Source organism: Streptomyces sp. NPDC100445 (assembly GCF_044759735.1).
GTDB lineage: Bacteria > Actinomycetota > Actinomycetes > Streptomycetales > Streptomycetaceae > Streptomyces.
This window is the reverse complement of the sequence record NZ_JBIVZV010000021.1, coordinates 1-17331: the sequence shown is the minus strand read 5'-3', so window position 1 is coordinate 17331 and position 17331 is coordinate 1. Positions and strand designations below refer to the sequence as shown.

General features: G+C 68.4%; 25 protein-coding genes. 4 read left to right on the top strand and 21 right to left on the bottom strand.

The genetic code is table 11. The features are described from left to right. Positions 1-758 precede the first annotated feature (758 nt). The 21 genes from ACIQVT_RS34600 to ACIQVT_RS34500 all read right to left on the bottom strand — a co-directional run bounded on the left by ACIQVT_RS34600 (position 759) and on the right by ACIQVT_RS34500 (position 12527). Positions 759-1016: a hypothetical protein gene (locus ACIQVT_RS34600; RefSeq protein WP_403763717.1), complete on the bottom strand. Its 258-nt coding sequence runs from the start codon at positions 1014-1016 to the stop codon at positions 759-761. Further along, on the bottom strand, positions 1013-1504 hold the full coding sequence (locus tag ACIQVT_RS34595) for a hypothetical protein (protein WP_403763714.1): 492 nt from the start codon (positions 1502-1504) through the stop codon (positions 1013-1015). The genes ACIQVT_RS34600 and ACIQVT_RS34595 overlap by 4 nt, the downstream gene beginning before the upstream one ends. Before the next feature lies 1 nt (position 1505). Beyond that, positions 1506-1637: a hypothetical protein gene (locus ACIQVT_RS34590; RefSeq protein ID WP_403763711.1), complete on the bottom strand. Its 132-nt coding sequence runs from the start codon at positions 1635-1637 to the stop codon at positions 1506-1508. A gap of 68 nt (positions 1638-1705) precedes the next feature. Then, positions 1706-2458 (bottom strand): peptidoglycan-binding protein, encoded by a 753-nt coding sequence (locus tag ACIQVT_RS34585; protein ID WP_403763708.1) that lies wholly within the window; start codon positions 2456-2458, stop codon positions 1706-1708. Positions 2459-2535: 77 nt separating this feature from the next. Beyond that, positions 2536-2712, bottom strand: a complete 177-nt coding sequence (locus ACIQVT_RS34580) for a hypothetical protein (RefSeq protein ID WP_403763705.1) — start codon at positions 2710-2712, stop codon at positions 2536-2538. Between the two features lie 4 nt (positions 2713-2716). After that, entirely contained in the window at positions 2717-3412 is a 696-nt protein-coding gene (locus tag ACIQVT_RS34575; RefSeq protein ID WP_403763702.1) for a hypothetical protein, read from the bottom strand. A 1-nt stretch (position 3413) separates the two neighbouring features. After that, complete coding sequence (locus ACIQVT_RS34570) at positions 3414-3821, bottom strand: hypothetical protein (RefSeq protein ID WP_403763699.1); 408 nt, start codon at positions 3819-3821, stop codon at positions 3414-3416. Next, a complete protein-coding gene (locus ACIQVT_RS34565) occupies positions 3814-4221 on the bottom strand; it encodes a hypothetical protein (RefSeq protein WP_403763696.1) in 408 nt (135 codons plus the stop codon). Before ACIQVT_RS34565 ends, ACIQVT_RS34570 begins: the two co-directional genes overlap by 8 nt. After that, positions 4218-5018, bottom strand: a complete 801-nt coding sequence (locus tag ACIQVT_RS34560; RefSeq protein ID WP_403763694.1) for a transglycosylase SLT domain-containing protein — start codon at positions 5016-5018, stop codon at positions 4218-4220. Before ACIQVT_RS34560 ends, ACIQVT_RS34565 begins: the two co-directional genes overlap by 4 nt. A gap of 11 nt (positions 5019-5029) precedes the next feature. Continuing rightward, positions 5030-5299, bottom strand: coding sequence for a hypothetical protein (locus tag ACIQVT_RS34555; RefSeq protein WP_403763690.1), 270 nt, complete (start codon positions 5297-5299; stop codon positions 5030-5032). A gap of 12 nt (positions 5300-5311) precedes the next feature. Next, positions 5312-6151 (bottom strand): hypothetical protein, encoded by an 840-nt coding sequence (locus ACIQVT_RS34550; RefSeq protein WP_403763687.1) that lies wholly within the window; start codon positions 6149-6151, stop codon positions 5312-5314. Beyond that, positions 6148-6891: a hypothetical protein gene (locus ACIQVT_RS34545; RefSeq protein WP_403763684.1), complete on the bottom strand. Its 744-nt coding sequence runs from the start codon at positions 6889-6891 to the stop codon at positions 6148-6150. The genes ACIQVT_RS34550 and ACIQVT_RS34545 overlap by 4 nt, the downstream gene beginning before the upstream one ends. Positions 6892-6894: 3 nt before the next feature. Beyond that, complete coding sequence (locus ACIQVT_RS34540) at positions 6895-7044, bottom strand: hypothetical protein (protein ID WP_190127141.1); 150 nt, start codon at positions 7042-7044, stop codon at positions 6895-6897. 8 nt (positions 7045-7052) lie between these two features. Further along, positions 7053-7361 (bottom strand): hypothetical protein, encoded by a 309-nt coding sequence (locus ACIQVT_RS34535; RefSeq protein WP_403763681.1) that lies wholly within the window; start codon positions 7359-7361, stop codon positions 7053-7055. After that, positions 7358-7999 carry a C40 family peptidase gene (locus tag ACIQVT_RS34530; protein ID WP_403763678.1) on the bottom strand — a complete coding sequence of 214 codons (642 nt, stop codon included), beginning with the start codon at positions 7997-7999 and terminating at the stop codon, positions 7358-7360. Before ACIQVT_RS34530 ends, ACIQVT_RS34535 begins: the two co-directional genes overlap by 4 nt. Then, a complete protein-coding gene (locus ACIQVT_RS34525) occupies positions 7999-8307 on the bottom strand; it encodes a hypothetical protein (RefSeq protein WP_403763675.1) in 309 nt (102 codons plus the stop codon). Before ACIQVT_RS34525 ends, ACIQVT_RS34530 begins: the two co-directional genes overlap by 1 nt. A gap of 340 nt (positions 8308-8647) precedes the next feature. Next, positions 8648-9787: a hypothetical protein gene (locus ACIQVT_RS34520; RefSeq protein WP_403763672.1), complete on the bottom strand. Its 1140-nt coding sequence runs from the start codon at positions 9785-9787 to the stop codon at positions 8648-8650. Between the two features lie 154 nt (positions 9788-9941). Further along, positions 9942-10646 carry a hypothetical protein gene (locus tag ACIQVT_RS34515; RefSeq protein ID WP_403763669.1) on the bottom strand — a complete coding sequence of 235 codons (705 nt, stop codon included), beginning with the start codon at positions 10644-10646 and terminating at the stop codon, positions 9942-9944. Continuing rightward, the gene (locus tag ACIQVT_RS34510; RefSeq protein ID WP_403763666.1) at positions 10633-11103 is read right to left on the bottom strand and encodes a hypothetical protein; all 471 of its coding nucleotides are present in this window, start codon (positions 11101-11103) and stop codon (positions 10633-10635) included. Before ACIQVT_RS34510 ends, ACIQVT_RS34515 begins: the two co-directional genes overlap by 14 nt. Then, positions 11100-11630: a hypothetical protein gene (locus ACIQVT_RS34505; RefSeq protein ID WP_403763663.1), complete on the bottom strand. Its 531-nt coding sequence runs from the start codon at positions 11628-11630 to the stop codon at positions 11100-11102. Before ACIQVT_RS34505 ends, ACIQVT_RS34510 begins: the two co-directional genes overlap by 4 nt. A 117-nt stretch (positions 11631-11747) precedes the next feature. Beyond that, on the bottom strand, positions 11748-12527 hold the full coding sequence (locus tag ACIQVT_RS34500) for a hypothetical protein (protein ID WP_403763660.1): 780 nt from the start codon (positions 12525-12527) through the stop codon (positions 11748-11750). Between the two features lie 222 nt (positions 12528-12749). Between ACIQVT_RS34500 and ACIQVT_RS34495 the strand changes: the two genes are divergently transcribed. The 4 genes from ACIQVT_RS34495 (at position 12750) to ACIQVT_RS34480 (ending at position 16045) form a co-directional block, all read left to right on the top strand. Next, entirely contained in the window at positions 12750-13088 is a 339-nt protein-coding gene (locus ACIQVT_RS34495) for a hypothetical protein (protein ID WP_403763657.1), read from the top strand. A 109-nt stretch (positions 13089-13197) separates the two neighbouring features. Next, positions 13198-15180, top strand: a complete 1983-nt coding sequence (locus tag ACIQVT_RS34490) for a hypothetical protein (RefSeq protein WP_403763654.1) — start codon at positions 13198-13200, stop codon at positions 15178-15180. Next, a complete protein-coding gene (locus ACIQVT_RS34485; RefSeq protein WP_403763651.1) occupies positions 15177-15320 on the top strand; it encodes a hypothetical protein in 144 nt (47 codons plus the stop codon). The genes ACIQVT_RS34490 and ACIQVT_RS34485 overlap by 4 nt, the downstream gene beginning before the upstream one ends. Then, positions 15317-16045 (top strand): hypothetical protein, encoded by a 729-nt coding sequence (locus tag ACIQVT_RS34480; protein ID WP_403763648.1) that lies wholly within the window; start codon positions 15317-15319, stop codon positions 16043-16045. Before ACIQVT_RS34485 ends, ACIQVT_RS34480 begins: the two co-directional genes overlap by 4 nt. The last annotated feature ends 1286 nt before the right edge of the window (positions 16046-17331 follow it).

Genomic DNA, 17331 nt, shown 5'->3' with positions numbered 1-17331 from the left:
AAAAAAAAACGGAGCGGCCTGACGGCCGCAGAGGACACCGCGCTGCCGCGCGGTGTCGGCGCCTGCCGGCGCCTCGCGGCCTACGGCCGCCGTGGGGGCTGGTGCGCCTCGGCTGCGCCGAGCCGGATGACATCCTCTACGGTGCGCGCCCCGCGCGCCTTCGCGTAGCGCGCCAACTCCCGCGCCAGCGCGGGGGAGTTGTCATGCAGCGCGGCTCTTTCCCTCTCGGGCAGGATGGCGCCCACCATGTCCAGCACTGCCACCAACTCCGCTTCCAAGCTCACTGGCGTTCCTTCCTGTGCGGCTACGCCGCACCACGAGGGGAGGGGCATCGAGCGGGGGACACCAGCCGCCGCAGTCCGGCGCGCAGTCCGGGCCGCACGTCACGTCTGTCATGGGAACAGGGTACGAGAAAGGGCCCGCACTCGGGGGTGAGTGCGGGCCCTTCCTGTCCGGCAACCCGATTCGCTTCTGTCGGACGCCCTTGCAGCGTCGTCGCTCCGCCGACGCGTACGGCGGGAGGGGGGGTGGCTGCCTGTCACCCCAGGTTCCCTCTACGCGAGGTGGGCCGGGTGCCTGTCCGATCCTGCGTCCAGGGTAGCGCCAACGGCGTGACGAAACGGGGAACTTTCACCGTTCGGCGTCACGAAATGTCCGCGCCCCCCAACCCGTCGAGATTCGCCGTCTCGGGTTGGGGGGCGCGGTGTCAGTCTAGGGGTACAGCCACTGTCTGAGGATCAGGCAGAGGCGGGCGAACGTCACGGGCAGGCAGGATCGTTGACGACGACGAACAGGCCGCCGTGATCCTGGCCGGAGTAGACGCCGGTGGTGCCGTTGCACACCAGCGCCACGTTCGCGGCGCCGTCCGGCATGGTGATGACGGTGGCCTTCTTGTCCACCACGTGGCCGACGCTGGCACTCCCGCCGCTGTAGATGCCGCCGCATGCGGTGAGCCCGAACAGGGCGCCGGCCGCGAACACCACGGCCGTGATGATCCTGGCGTGTCGCTTCGTCATGCGTCCGTCTCCTGTTCGGTGGTAAGGCTGATGACGTACGGCCACGGGACGCAGTGCACGCGCGGCGGGCCGTTCTTGTAGAACTTCAGGACGTGCAGTCCCTCCCGGTCCGGGAAGACGGTGTGCGTCGGGGTGCGCCACCGGCGTACGCGCTTCTCGTCGGTGTGCCAGTAGTGGAGGACGAGACCGGGCGCGTTCCCGATGCTGTCGGCGGCGCCGAGCTTGGGCGGCTCGGGGGCCGGCGGCGGCTCGGGGCACCGGTGCGGGGGGCTGTCGATGCGCTGCGGCTGGTGGCGGGGGCCGCACATCGGGCAGTACGCCTTGCCGTCGGGGCTGAGCGTCCAGCCGTGCCGGTCCGGCACGGCGTAGAACGATGCGAGGCTGATGCGCTGCCCGCACTTGTAGCCGTGAACGATGGTGCGGCCGTCGCAGGTGAATCCGACGGTGTATTCGGTGGGGCGGCCGTAGGCCGTGCCGTTGCTGAGCACGTCAGTCCTCCCGGCGGGACATGGCGAGTAGGGCGGCGGCCAGGATGAGGCCGAGGATCAGGCCGACGGCCACCCCGGCAGCAAGGGCGGTGCTGCCGGGGGCGCCGATGGCTTTGCGTAGGTGGCGCACCACCAGGGCGGCGGGAGCTGCGGGGGCCGGACGCGGGCCCTCAACCGCGTCTGAACGGCGCCGCAGTAGCCTCAACCGCCGGCCCTGGTGGTGAACAGGCGACGCCACGTCTCGGGACCGGGGTACCCGTCCGCGTCGTCACCGGACCAGCCCTGCGCCTCCTGGAAGTCCCTCACGTTGTCCCTCGTGAACGTGGTGAACCTCGGGCCGGGCTGGTAGCCGTTGCCGTCGTTGTGCCTGGTGTAGCCGAGCCGGACGAGCTGCCGGTCCAGCATGGTGACGGCCGGATTGGTCTTGCCGAGCTGGAAACACGCGGTGCCGGGGAACGGCGGCGCGGCCGGCGTCGGCTTGGGGGTGCCGGCGCCCGCGTACGGGGGCCGCATGTATCCGACGATCCAGCCCACGGGGCGGATGCGTTCGGCGACGATGTTCGCGGTGTTGCCCTCGATGCTGCGGACGGTGGTGGACGACGGGACGCCGGTGACGATGCCCACGTGGTTCACGAAGTCGGAGCCTTCGGAGTCCGGCGTCTTGTAGAACACGACGTCGCCCTTGCGGATGCCCGCGTGGCCGGGGTGCCAGAGTCCGTGTGCGCGGGCCCCGTTGACGCCGCTCGGGGTGTAGGCCCAGTCCGACGTGATCTCCTTGCGCAGGTCCACGTCCGGGCGGAACCAGAACCATACGGCCATGGCGCACCACGCGCCGTCGCCGATGCCGTACGCCACGGTGATGCGGTTGTGGTTGGAGCCGTTCGGCGACTCCCCGAGACCGAGATCCTTACGGGCGCGCGATATCACGCGGTCGGGCGTGGTGGGCCATGACATGAGTGATCCTCCCAAGATCCGCCGGAACCTCTCCGGCGTTTTCCTCGGATGCGACTATGCCGCGTGGATTTTTGAAATCAACCCTGCGGCGTGATGTCGGTGATGAGCTGTCCGCACGGGCTGCACTGGCAACGCCACACCGGCGGCGCGGCGTTGGGGAACAGGTTCACGGTGCGCGGCTCGCCGACGAGCGGGCACCCGTCGGTGTGGCAGATGACGACGCATGGCGTCGGTGTCGGTTCCTCTTCGGGCACGGTTCTACTTTCCGAGCATTAGCCAATAGATGGTTGTGGTGGTGGTGTTGGTGCGGTTCATCCACACCGTGAAACCGTCGGACGTGATGCCGTTGACGGTGACGCTGTTGACCTGTGAGGGGAATCCGCTGTTTGCGGTGACGAGCACGCGATACGAGCCGAGCTGCGCGATATTGACGCCGGACACTGTGACGGACGTGTCGGTGTTGGCCACGGGCGTGATGTTCACGCTGCCCCACGCGATGTTGTCCGCCGCGAGCGTTCCGGCGACATGCACGTCACCTACGAAGGTGTGTGCGTCGCAGTTGAATAGGGCTTCGGTGCCCGCGCCGTTCTGGCGAATCTGTAGGCCGTAGTCGAATCCGAATGCGTCGCCGATCTGCGGGCCGTACAGGGACAGGGAACCGATCTGCCCGGACGCCTCGGACTTGATTTTTCCGGGCAGTACTTCCTGCGCGTGCCCGGTGTACCAGTACGTGTTTCCGTCGGGGGAGAGCACGACACGGCGACCGCTGGCGGCCGTCTGCACCGTGCTGCCGGTGATGGTCTTGCCGTTGAGCGCGTTGACATCGAGTCGGTCGGCGGTGATGGCACCGGCGTTGATTTTCGGCGTGGTGATCGCGCCGTCTGCGATCTGCGTGCCCTGAATCTGTCCGGTGATCGCGTCGGCCGGGAGGCTGGTCACGGGGTTGCGGAACACGTCACAGCTCCTGGTACTCGATGCGCGCGAGCGTGCGCGACGGGCCCGCGTCCCACTGGACCACCAGCGGCGCGCCGTCCGGTACGTACAGCGGCGGGTCCTCGGTGGTGTAGTCGAACGTCCCTGCGTTGGTGCCCATGACGAGGGTCTCGGGGGCGGCTTCGCCGACGTAGACGAACGCCCGCGGCTTGCTGGTGGCTCCGGGTGCGCTCACGGTGATGCGGCGGACGAGCCAGGCCGAGCCGGCGCGGGGGCCGGCGAATCGGGCCGTGGGCAGTCCGCCGACGGCCTTGCCTTCCACCACGGCGACGATCGGACGGGGGACGACGGTGACGGCCTGGCCGTCGCCGCCGTCGGCCGCGAGGGGGCCGGCTGCGCCGTACCCGTAGCGGGCCCACCCGTCAGCCATCGGTGTGTTCCGCGAGGAACGTCGGCGATGTCGCGCCGCTGTTGCCGGGGTCGGCGATCGCCCACACTTCATAGCGGGTGGTCAGCTCTACTCGCATGTTCCGGGCGAGCCAGAAACCCGAACCGGCCGTGAGCGTGTCACGGTCCGGCCCGATGTAGATGTCCCCGCCCGCCTGGGTGCCGATGATGAGTCGTTCGCGGAACGGGTTGGCGCCGATGATCCGGACGGCGGGCCCGCCCGGTGTCACGGTGACCTGACCGGTGGTGAACTGCCGGCGTGGCTGCTGCCGGACGCGGAGCGGTTCAGCTGAGACGACGGCCACGGCAACCGGCTCGGTCACCTCCTGGACCACGTCGGCGTACTGGTGTGCGGCGTCGGCGGACGGGTGTACCTCGTTCATGCTGCTCCTGTCGCTGCGGCTGCGGTCTGGGCGGTCTTCTTCGCGGCGTGGGCCACCTTCGTGGCGGCGGTCACGGGCGCGGTCACGATGCTGGTTACGGGGGACTGGACGCCGGTCTGCGAGAGCATCCGGAGCCCGATGAACAGCGCGGCGCCGCCGCCGATGACCTCCACCACGCGTAGCCAGTTCTTGGGGTTGGCGAGCCATGCGGAGGCGCGGACGGCGAGCAGGGAGATCGAGAGCAACGACTTGCCCATGGTGAACGCGCCGCCGGCCACGTCGATCCCGGCCTCTCCGCCGGGGATCAGGCTGCCGACGAGTCCGTCCAGCCAGTCCGGCACGCCGGGCAGATCCAGGCCCGAGATCGTCTCGTATGCGGCTTGGTCCACGGTGCCGGCGCCGCCGCCGGTGTTCGTGCTGGCCGGATCGACGGACACGTTCCCCGCGCCCTTGATCTGTGCGGCGGCCATGCGGGCGCGGCCGAGCTGCGCGGTGTACGGGCCGTCACTGCCCTTGCCGTCCGCGCCGGTGTACGCCTCCCACGGCGTCCAGCGGTTGCCCGCGCCCTTGTAGATGGCCATGGCGGCGGCGGCGTTCTTGGCCGGGTCTTTCATTGCGGCCGTGGTGTATTGCTTGTGCACCGGGACATTGATCTGCCAGAGTCCGACGCACCCGATCGAGTTGACGATCCAGTACTGGCCGGATGACTCGGCGAGAGCGACGGCCGTCGCCGTCACCAATTCCTCACCGCGCCATCCGGCGTTGTAGGCCACCTGCGCAATCTGCTTTGCGCTCATAGCGGTTGGCATCAGCCTTCCGCCTTCCGCGCCGTGTGGTACAGGTACGCGTATACGGCCGCCAAACCGCCCGCGAGAATGAGCACTTCCCCCGAGCCGGATATCACGGCCGCCGCGAACACGATTCCGGCTGCGGTGAAACCCGCAGTCTTCTCGGCGTGCTGTATGTGCGACGCGTCAGGGATACCGCGCACTTCGGCGAGCGACGGCAGAGACGCGCCGTAGACGGACGGGACGAGCGCGGCCACGGCCACGGCCAGGGCGAGCCTGTCACGCTCCACGGATTCACCTCCTTACGGCTTCGGGAACCAGAACGACGAGCCGACGTACGTCTTGTTCGGGCCGCGCTTTTTCAGCGTGGCGACGGTGGCGGCGTCGCGGTATTTCAGGTTGAAATCCCACGCCTCTTGCCACGTGATGTGCTTGTGGTAGCGCGAGTTGTAGGCGGCCGTCAGATCGGAAAGGGTCTGCCCGCGCTTCGTGATTCGGAGCGTGATGTGGTCCGATGTCGGCTGCGGCTTCGGCTTGCCGGGGGCCGGCGGCTTGGGGAAGTGCCATGGCGGCGTCGGCGGGTGCGTCGGCTTCGGCGGCGTCGGTGGCGTCGTCGTGGGCGGCGGCTTGTCCGGCGTGGTCGGCGACGGGGGCGACACGGGCGGCGGGCCGATCAGGATGATCGCCTCGTTGATGATGGCGCGCTGTGTGGTGGTCAGCGACTCCCCGCCCAGGTACGCGGCGATGGCGCGGTCTACGGCCGTCGGCTCGTACCCACGGCCGACGAGGATCTGAACGGCCCTCCTCTGCCACTGTTCGTTGGTGGTGGGAAGGGTGGAGTCCGTGCCGGTGCTGTCACCGGTGCCGGTGCTGCCGGTCTGGCCGACGCCGTTGGGGAACCCGTACGGCCACGATCCTTGTCCGGTGCCGCCGGTGTCCGGGGCCGCCGTGTCCGAGCTGGTGTCGGTGCCGGCGTCGGTCGGGGTGGCGCGGCGCATGTAGTACGTGAGCACCAGGCCGCCGCCGACGGCGAGAATCCATACGCCCATGGGCAGGGGCCCGAGCTTCCTGCCCATGGCGCCCTTGAGCCCGTGGCCGGCACCCTCTCCGCCGCCGTGCGGCGCGTCGGGAGCGTCGGTCAAAGTCTCCACCTCCTACCTGTTACGGGCTGAACCTGCGTGCCGACGACGGCCGTTTCGTCGTACGGCGTCGGGGTGAGTCGGACGGTGTTGCGCCACACGCCGACGGGATCGAGCGTGGTCACGCCGGACACGCCGCCGGGGGAGACGCCGCCGCCGGGAGTCGGCACGGTCTGGGTGATCGGGGCCGACGCGAGCGGACTCGGCATCGGCAGCTTGCTGAGTTCGGGCGGGTGATGCGCCGCCCACTGGTCGAACGGGCGGTTGTAGAGGTAGCGCGGCATTCCGGCGACGTGCGCCGGATCGTTGCTGGTGCTGCCCGCCTTGTTCACGGTGAGCGCGGCCGATACGGGATTCACGACGGGCCCGTGCGGGTCCGCCGTGTATTCCTCGCGGCTGGTGGTGGTGCGCTGGGGGTTCTCGGGATATCCCGCCTGGGTGAGCGCATTCCACTGGCGGCGCGGATCGGACGAGCCGCGCGACTCGTGAATGCCGACGGTGGATGTGCCGGCCGCGCCCTGGTCCTGCGTGCCGGACTGGTTCGGGTACGACATGGGCTGACCGGTCATGCGGAATGCGAACCGGCCGCGCTGCGGGAAATCGGCCGCCACCTGAGCGGCGCCGGGGAGTTCGTCACGAGGATCGTCCACCACGGCGCCGGAGGCGTGAGCCTCCGGCGTCGCGGCGTCCCCGAGCTGTGCATAGGTCGCTGCCTGGCTACGGCTTCGGGAAAACAGGCCCATGCGTCACTTCCCCATGGCTGCACGGAGCGAGCCGGAGAATGCGTCTCCGACCGCCCTGATGATGCTTGCTGATGTCGGGTGCGACACGATCACGGTGACCATGGCCACGGTGACGATCGCGCTTCCGATGCTCAGCGCCTTATCGAGGTTCAAGACCCCTCCTATACGCTCTTGCTGTGTTCGGGCTTGTCGGCGGTCTTGCCGCCCTTTGTCGCGCCAGCAATCGCGTCCCATGCCGGTCTGCCGTAGACGAATACGGCGGAGGTAAGCATCAACATGGCGATTCCCCCCGCGATGTTCGGTTCGGACTGAGCGACCGTGGCCAGGGCGACACCAGCGAAGGTGAGGCCGATCCACGTACGCACCGGAGGCATTTCCGATCTCGCCCCCGCTTTCACGAGGACGAGCGCACCGGAAACACCGAGTGCCGTCACGATGTGTGCATTCGCTTGGTCGGTCGTGAGTTTCACACGCTCACCGCCTTTGGTGCGTACCGGCCGTATGTGACCGGTCCGGGTCTCACGGCGGATATGGATTCCTCGCGCACGACGGCGCCGGTATGCGGAGCGTGGATCATCTTCCCGGGAGAGGACACGATGCCGACGTGATACGCCGGACTGCCGAAGAACACGAGATCCCCCGGTTTCGCGGCCGACTCCTGAATTCGATTCGCCTTCGCCTGCTGCGCGCCGGTCACACGCGGGATGTCGATTCCTGCGCCTTTCTTATACGCGAATTGCGCAAGGCCCGAACAGTCGAAACCGCCGAGTGTTGGACCCGAGGAATTCCCGCCGCCCCACACATAGGGTGTCCCTATGGCTTGGCGAGCCACACCGAGGATCGAGCCCCCTTTGTAGTCCGCCGGGGCAGCGCCGCCGCCCGTACCGGCCGAGCCGGAACCGTTGTTGTACGCGAGCACTGCTGACGCGAGATCCGATGCACTCGGACCGCTGGACTTTTTGGCGAATGCGTCGGTGCGCTTTTCGCCACGGAGCACACGGCCAACCTCTCCGACGATCCCGTTTTCGGGATCGGTTATGCCGGTCCACACCATGACGATTCCGCCACCGATGACCAACAGCGTGATGGGGAGATTGGCGCCGGCCACTAGTCGGCGCCCCGGACGATCGTCGGGCTGTCGCCGGTGGCCGCGTTCGCGGAACGCTTGTCGAGTGCGGCCGTAACGGCGGTCTCGATACGCTTCGTCAGCACACCGTTCGTCTGTTCGCTGATCTTCGCCAGGACGGAATCCTGTGCGTCGGAACGCGAATTCACGTGTGCCGTGACGAACACTCCGGCGAGCACCGGACCGACGAACGCGACGAACGCGCCGGTGTCCTTTCCGGTCGCGGAAAGGAAGACGAACCCTGCGACGCACGCGAGCAGAACGCCGAGCTGCGTGAGCTTGTTCGTCACTTGCTGCCACCACCGAGACGGCTGGTGGCGAACGCCATGATGCGGGGCAGCACGAGCATGCCGAACGCCGCACCGATGACGACAGACTTCGTGTCCAGACCGAACACGTAACCTCCTGAGCTGGGATTTTTCGCGCCCGCGGGCGAACGAACGCACAGCGAACGAACGCCGCGCGGGCGCGAACGAACGGGTGATGAGTGGCGAACGAACGCCCTACGAACCGACGTGAACGGACACGCCGCCGAACCCCCTGCGCATGGCGGAAAGGACGAGAACGGCGCCGATGACGAGCAGGCCGGCGACCTTCGCAGAATCGAGCTGCTGCACTGTTCGCCGCCTCTCAGTTCACGAAGATTTCCGACGCCGCCGCTACGTCGTTCGTGATGACGGTGAGCGTTCCGGCGGACAGGAAGTTTCCGGTGAGTTCGTACCGGGTGGACTGCGTGGTGCCGATGTACTGGTCCCGCAGTTCGCCACCGACACGGCCGTCGAAGTCGTGGCAGTAGTCCTCGAAAAACACGCCGCTTTCCAGACCGTTCGCCGATTCCAGCGCGGCGGAATAACCCGTCTTCCGGTACATCTCGTGACGCCAGAGGTCCTTCTGATACGTCTTGAGAAGCCTCGTGTCCCAGTAGAGAGAAGGCGTGTCCGGGAAGTTCGCGTCACCCGCCGCCCGGGTGCCGGCCGCCGTGTCGCGGAACACGAAGATGAGGTTCCGCAGGAGCGAACCCATGCGCGGGAGTCGCAGCGTGTTGAAGCCGTTGGAAACCGGCAGGGTGGTCTTGGACCAGTACGAAGTGGTGCCGATCGCCGGGGGCTGCTGCGCGGTCGCGTTGCCCTTGAGGTCGGTCTGCGCGGGCTGGCTCCACGCGTCCAGGTACATGCGCACGCGGACGTTCGGGAGCGTGGTCGGGGCGGTGCTGTAGACCGTGCTGCCGGGCGACAGGGTGATACGCAGCTTCCACGTCGAAGCCGCGTTGGCATTCGGCAAAGCACCGAGTCCTTCGCGGGCCGAGAATTCCACGGGAATTCTCAGCAGGAAACGGAAGTTGCCGCCGGTGCCGGAAACCGCCGAGAACATCGGCGACAGCTTCGGGTCCGAGCCGTACGAGTAGCCGCCGTACTTGTTGATCAGGTACAGGTCGTACCCGGAGAACGGGCCGACGATCGGAGCGCCGTTCACGTCGATCAGCGCGATTTCGCTGATGACGCTCCACGGGGAATCCTCCTTGGCCACGACTCCGGTACCGGAACCGCCGGACGCCTGCACGTCCAGCCAGATTCCCCGGAGATAGCCGTACGCGGGAACGTCGTACGGGCCGAGCGCGGTGGAAGTCGCCGTCATCGCCTGTGTCACGTCGGACATTGGCTCGATGTGCTCGTGAGCGGCGCGGGTGAACGGCACCAGGATCTGCGGCGCCGCCTGCTTGTTGGTGTTACCGGCAGGCGCCGCCGTGTCCTTCATTACGGTCGCGGGCAATTGCCCCCCCTTCTGAGATCAGTAGATGAACGCCATGGCCTGGCCGACCTTGTTGTCGGACCAGTGCGCGGCGAGAGAACGCCAGAGGAATCCGAAGATGACGACGAACGCCGCCACCTGCGCGAATTCCACGGGAGAAACGTGGACGTGCATTTCACCCCCTTGGGGCCTTCACGATCATGAGTTCGCCGTCACGCGTGTTCACGTAGAGCGCATGCCATTTCGGCAGCGTCGTGACGGCGGCGCGGATTTCCTTGGCGCTCATTCCGCCAAGACCAGCAACACGACGTAGGTTCGTCTCGTCGTTGTCGCGCCAGAAAAAGAGGTGGGTTGCCTGGTCGTACGCGAACAGGGGTACGTGTGCCGGTCGCTGCGTTCCACCTACGAGGGAAAGTCCCATTGACCTTCCCTGTGTCCAGTAGGTCTCAAGTAGCTTTGTCAGCTTGAGCGTGTGGCACAGGTAATACAGTTCATCGGCGAACAGGCACCAACCGCCGGAGACGAACATCTCCCGCATGGCGCGGTCGAGTTGGTATTGCTGGTTTGCAACGTCCTCGGGGCGCCTGAAACGGGGCCAGAGAACTATCCGTTGGGAGCGGCGGACCATCGGGGGCCGCTCATCCCACGCGCGTATGCGCTTGTAACCACCCTGGCGAATCAGGCCATCCATGGTTTTGTCGCGCGCCTTTGTGGCGAGCGCACAGACGTAGTCACGTCGGTGGAGTAGCTGCTTCGCCAGGGTGGTTTTTCCGGAACCGGTGGGGCCGATGAAAGAGACGTGCTCTCCCTGCTCCCACCGGAACCGGCGTAGGAATTCCTCCCAACTGACTGACGGAATACCGTGGTCAGTTAGAGGCATCCACACCGCCGTTCTCGGGCGGTGTGGGGGCGCCGAACATGGCTGCCATGGCCGGCGGGATGGCGCCGTGGTTGGCCATGATTCCGATGACCATGGGGACCACGGCTGCGATGACGCCGGACCACGCGCCGGCCGTGAGCATCCGCTCCAAATTGGCGCGTACGGCGGGGTTCTCGTCGGCGAGCTTGGCCAGGGCGGCGGCCAGGGCGGGAACGCCCTGCACCACCACCATTCCGTCAGCCGGCGAGACGAGACACCCGAGCGTGCCCAGCGTCGTCAGGGACGACGCGAGGCGCTTCTCCAGGTTCGGCGTCGTGCTCTTCCGCGCGCGGGGCGTGGTGGCTCGCGGCGCCCGGTCGGTGCTGCCCTTGGGGCGGCCACGACCGCGCTTCGGGGCGGCCGGCGGGGTGTCGGCCGGAGACTCGATCGGCGGCATTTCGGGGAGCGTGTCGGTCATCCGTTGCCCCGCTTCCGGAACCACCAGTGATCCGGTTCCGGGGCGACATCCGGCGCACGCTCGGACTCGTGATCGACGGCCGCGGCTCCCTCTTCGCCCTGGTCGGCGGGGGTGTCGGCGGTGTCGTCGTCGTGGTCCTGGTGCTCCTCGTCGCCCTGGTGCTCCTCGATGTCGTCGTCGCCCGCCTCGACGGCCGATGAGGTGGCGTCGACGGCGGCAGCGAGTGCTTCGTCAGAAGCCTCCTGCGCGTCGTCCGTGCCAGCGGCATCGGCCGCGAGTGCGGCGGCGCCGGCCGCGTCGGCGGCATCGTCGGCCGCAGCCTTGGCGGCGGCGGCGTCGCCCTTCTCGGCGGCGTCGGCGGCGTCGGCCGCCCGTTCCTTGGCGGCGTCGGCCGCCTCTTCGGCTGCGGCCTCCGCCGCCTCCTTTTCCGCCGGGGTGCCGGCGGTGACGGTCTTCCCCTGCTCGGCGTTTTCGAGCAGGTCCCGCAGGAACGCTTTCTGTTCCTCGGTCAGATCGGCAGTCGTCAAAAAAAACCCCCCGGCAAAGTGAGTTCGGAAGAAGTGCTGTTCCGTCCTCGACTATGCCGGGGGATTTTTTGAAAGCTAGATCTGTTTTTCAGTTGTCAGATGATGCAGCGTTGATAGTCACGCGCTCCGCTCGTTCCACGCACGCACAATGTTCTGTGCGTGGCGCGGCGTGCAGTCCAACGCGTCTTTGATTTCCTGCGTGGTGGGGACGTTCCCGCCCGCCTCCACGGTGGCTTTGATGAGCGCGAGTCCGCGCGCCTTGATGCTGCCGGGGCGCGGTGCACCGACGGGTACCGGGCGCGGCGTCTCGGCTTCGTCGTCGTGGTCCTGGTCCTCGATGTCCCGCTCCGATTCCGGCGCAGGTGAGGGGGCCGGAACGTGCGCGATTTCGGGCACGGGCGCGGGGGCCGGCACTTCCGCCGGACGCGGCGCCGTCGCGGCGCGGCGGCGCGGCGGCGCCGAGCTGGTGGCGTTCGGCGTGCGCACGGCAACGAGGTGGACGACGTAGGCGAGCGCGACGGCGGGCACGGCCGACGTTGCCACGGCGACGACCCGGTGTCCCCAACTCCACCCCGGCGTTAGTCCGGCGTGCACGATCGCGTTGCCGATGATGCTCGCGGCGCCGGACCAGACGACGCCCTTGTACGCGAGCGCGCGCGCCTCCTCGTGCTCGGGGGACGTGCGCACGTAGCGCACACCGGCCGCGAGCGCGATCACATCCACGGTGAGCGGGAGTCCGGGGGCGGCCGACAGGGACCAACCGGCCCACACCGCGAGGCGCACCAGGGCGTCGTACGACGCGTACAGCGCGGCGGCGCCGGCCACCAGACAACCCACCAGGGGCACGCCACGGTCGGGCGCCCACCGGCGGAAGTCTTCCCACTTGCTCTGTGCCACGGGGGTACTCTCCTTATGAGGACACTCATCGAGGGGCACCCCGCCGGGCGGTTGGGGTGCCCCTCACTCGTTGGGGTGGACGGTACCCGTGTGATCGCTGATTCGTGTGCATCCCGTAGACGCGGCGAACGTAAGCGCGCTAACGTTTTGCTCGTCGGAAGGGATTCCGGCACTGGGAGGATCACGCGCGCCGTCTGACGGCGCCTCACGAGAGGGACAGCCATGTCCTTTGAGCACCTGATCAAGAACCCGCCGATCATCACGCGGGAGCACATCTCGGATCTGCTGCACGCGCTCCGCTACCGCGCCGACATCGCGCTGGCCGTGGACGTGAAGGGCGGACTCCACGTCACCTCCGCCGAGCTGCTGGACCGCAAGGCGTACCGGATCGTGCTGCGCGGCGACGCCGTGCGGCCGATGCTCGCCACGGTGACGAAGCACGTCGAACGTAATTTTCAGGACTACTACACCCCGACGCACACCGGCGCCCTGCTCATCGCGCGTATCGCGCAGGTGCGCATGTTGGCCGTCGTCGCCGAAGTCATGAGCGACGCCGAGTGATACGGCAGCACACCCGACGCTGCACCGCGTACCGCAAGGCATACGCCGAGCGGTACGCGCTGCGGCGCGTACGTCAAACCGTCTGCTGCTGCACCACCCCGGAGGAATCGTGACCACCCGTAAGCCCAAGCTGCCCGGCACCTACGCCGAGTCCCTGGAAGAACTGCGCAAGGTGCGCAAGGCGATCGCCGACGCGAAAGCGCGCATCGACAAGGGCATCGAGCGACGTGACGCCCTGGTGGCGCACGCCGCCACGTTCCCCGAGGCCAACTCCGGCGTGATCAGCAAGGCGTCCGGAACGACGGCCGCACGCGTCCGTCAGGTGGTGCCCGGCGGGATGAAAGCCTCCCGTCTCCAGTCCGCCGTGACCACGGCGCGCGCCGTCGCCAGTGCACCGACGAACCTCGCGGCCAAGCTCGCGGCGGCCGTCGGCGAGCCGGACGCCGCCGGCGAACTGCCCGGCTCGCAGGAGTACGCCACCCGCATGCAGCGCACGGCTGAGCGCGCCCCGCGCGAGCTGCCCGGCATCGGTGAGACGCCGGTGACGATCCAGCACGGCGCGGCCAGCACGCGCAAATGGACGGCGCAGAAGAACCGCGTCACCCTCGTACTCAACGTCGACGGCCGCGCCTTCGCCGGCAACCGTGGGTTCCGCCTCGATGTCGGCGACGGCTCGGCGGCGTCCATTCTGCGCGCGCTGCCCGAACCGGTGGAGCGCGTGTTCATCTGCGGCGCACGGCCGTGGCACACGGACACCGACAGCACCATGACGGACGACGTGCGCGCGTGGCTCACGGCGCCGCTGCCCGAAGGGTGGGAGGCCGGCCGCCATTTCACGCACCACGAAAACCCCGTCGCGCGGTTCACGTACCGGCCGCACGAGGGACGCTCCCGCGCGGTGGAGATCATGCACGTGGCGTCATGGGTGCCGGGCACCACGGTCGACGAACCGGCGGTCGTGTGGCACGCGTTCCGCCTGCTGCGCGACGCGATCCGCCAGCGTTGGGGCTCAGACGCCGTGGAGTTGCTCGGTTCGCCCACGACACTCGGACAAGACCTGTGGCTGCGGACGATCCCGCAGAACAGGGAGTACCCGTTGATGTCGGCCGAGCTGCGCGAGTTGATCCGGACCACCAGCGGTCAAGGGCGGTTCGAACTGCGCGTACCACGCGATGCCGACGGGGCCCCGGCCAAGCTGGGAGGGCTCCACTATTTCGACTGCACGTTCGCGTACGCGGGTCTCACGTGGGGGATGCCGGTCGGTGCACCGACGCACATCACGGGCCGCGCGTTCGAGGGGATGACGGGGGCCGCGCAGGAGAAAGCCGTACGCGGGCGCGGTCGGTGGCACGTGCGTGTCACGGTGCCGGCGGACTGGACGCACGTCGGACTGCTGCCCTGCTCGGGTCTGAGCGGGTGGGAGTATCCGGCCGAGCCGGGGCGCACGTTCACCACGTGGGCCAGCGGCGCGGAAGTCTGGCTGGCGCGTCAGCAGGGGTGGCACGTCGAAGTCATCGACGGGATCACGTGGGCGGAAGGCAAGCCGCTCGATCTGTGGCGGAACAAGTTGGTGGAGTGCTGGCAGTCCCTCAACGCCTGGGGCGTCGCGGCCGGTGAGGGATACCGGGAAGCGGCGGCGCTCGCGGCCAAGATGGTGCGCTCCGTCGTCCTGTTCACGATCGGCGGGTTCCACTCTCGCGGTGTGGCCAAGCGCGGCATCACGACGGACGAACGGCTGATCCCTGCGACGGCGCGGCGCGCGGCGGAGCACGACGGGGTGTGGGAGTACGAGTCGGCGAAGACCGACACGGCCGCGCCGACGGCGCACCCGGAGTGGAGCGCGGAAGTGTACGGACGGATGCGGGCGCGACTGCTGTCCGGCCCCGGCGGCACGGGCGCCCTGTCCGTCCCGGCTGACGCGGTCATCGCGTTCCGGTCGGACGCCATGTTCCTCACGGCCAACACCGGATGGAGCAACCCCGAAGGGGTCCCGGGCCGATTCAGGCTCAAGGGCAGCCACGGGCCCGTGACGGCGCCGACGGGTGAGGCTGAACTCCTGGCGCTGCGCGACGTGATGGAGGGCGGCCAGTGACGTACGACGGCGGTTTCACGGACGTGCAAGTCTCCTGGGTTGCGTATTGGGAGTGCGGCACCTGCGGCGCGCACGACGAGTCCGAACCGATGGAATATCCGGATTTTGAGCCGGACCACGACTGCGAGGCGACGGAATGACTCCCCAGGAAGAAGCGGCGCGTCTCGTCGCCCAGCTCATCACCCGCGGATTCTCACAGACCGACATCGCGCGCGGACTCGGGCTCACGGCCAAGGGGTCCGGCTCGTACGTCGGCCAGGTGGCCAAGGGACTCAAGGGCGCGGGGAAGGTGGGCGAGCTGCGCGCGCTCGCACGCGCGGCGTCCGGGAAGGAAGTGCCGGCGGGGCGCGGTCGGGAAGCGACGGCGCGGCGTCAGGCGATCCTCGGCGGCGCCGTGGTGCACAAGCCTCGCACCACGAAGGCCGGCAAGGTGGCGCGCGTCCGCCAACCTGGCACGAAGGTGAGCGCGCGCGGGTACGGCCAGAGCGCCGATGCCAAGCTGGGCGTCCAGAGTGGCGCGCCGAACGCGGCCAAGATCGTCGCCACGTACGGCCAGTACGGCGGCGGGCGCATCGCCATCAAGGTGGTTGCGCGGTTCCCGTCCGAGTCGGCGGCGCACCGGTCGCAGTACTGGCGGCGGTTCTACGGGAAGCGCAAGCACGCGGCGAACCGCAAGCGGGGGTCACGGAACGTCCTGGAAGCGTCGTTCGGAAACGGCGCGCGCGGGTACAGCGCGGCGGACTGGGTGGGCATGATCGACGCGGCTGGTTCGTTCACGGATGCACTGCGCGAGTGGATGTCCGCTCAGGGCGTAGATGATCCGGCGGAGATCCTGCGGGTGGAGATCACAGCCTGGGTTGAGTAACACTCCAGCCCACGGCGGCGCTAGACGCACTGGAGGGTCCGACGGTTGCACATCGCCGGGCCCTCCAATTGCAAAGATTTGGTGCGCACGTGGTGAACGAAAACGGAAGTACAGACGTTCGCATCTGACTGGTGGTTCAGGCGTGAACAGGGTTAAGCTCGTGGCGGGAGGATCACCCGCAGCGATCGTTTCCGGACGGTCTGCTGCGGTCCAGTCATGAGAGGGGGTTCACTCTATGGGTGGACGCCGTGACGGTATGCACTACCGCACTCAGGGGGGACGCTCGGGAGAGCGCACCTCGCGCAACGCGCACGCGGCTCGGGATGCCGCCTACCGCAGCGCGCTCGGGCTCGACGGGGGCCCGCTGCCGAAGCGACTCGGCAGAACGTCCGGACACTCGCGTCCCGAGTATGACGCGGGATACCTGGACTGAGCAGGAATGAGAACGGCCCCCAGGGCGAACCCTGGGGGCCGTTCCGCCGGTGGAGAGGGAACTTGGGAGGATCACTCATCGTCCCGGCTTTGGCCAACACTACCGGTAATCCCTGTGGATCGGCGTCCCGAACGCACAGGGTTTTCCCTGTAGGCTGACCGCTACAACTGCATATTGATCACCTCCGGAACAGGATCAGCGACGCGCCAACGTCTCCCCTGCTCCGGCGGTGACCGGGGGTCTTGCCCCCCTCGGACCGCGAGGGCCACATCTCGTCTCTCACGGTAACAGACACTGGCGCCGCCTCGCAGGTTGTGAGGGGTGGACTGTGTCAGGGCGGCCCGTATCGGTACCCCCCGGCGTGACGCCCGGGGCCAAATCCGGCGGGTGATGCTGAGAGCGGCCGGCCGGCCGTGGAGGCGCCTACCGGGTTACGCCGGATCTCCTCGCTGCCCGCGCCCGACACGGAGCCTGCTCCGTCTGCGCGCGGAATGGTGCAGCACAGACGGTGAGTGTCGCCCGGGAACGTCCGGGGGGGTGGAGCAACTGGGGGGAGTGTGTCCGTAGGACACGCGCGGCGAGGAACACGGAATAGCGTGGCGGAGCCACGGGGGTGGCTGAGCGAGGCACACGCGCGCCGACATCGTCGGCCGGCGGCGCCGCTGTGGTGCACTGGTGGGGGCTGAGGTTCGAGAGGGGGCGGCGGAGTTGGCCAGGGTGAGAGAGCGGGCGCAGCCCGCGAGGGGAGCGCGCCGGCAGGCGCGAGGCAGGCGCCAACGGCGGGTGCGGGCCCGCGGCTTGACAGTGCGTCAGCACTGTGCATCGGTGGCCGCCAGGCCACTCCGTTTTTTTT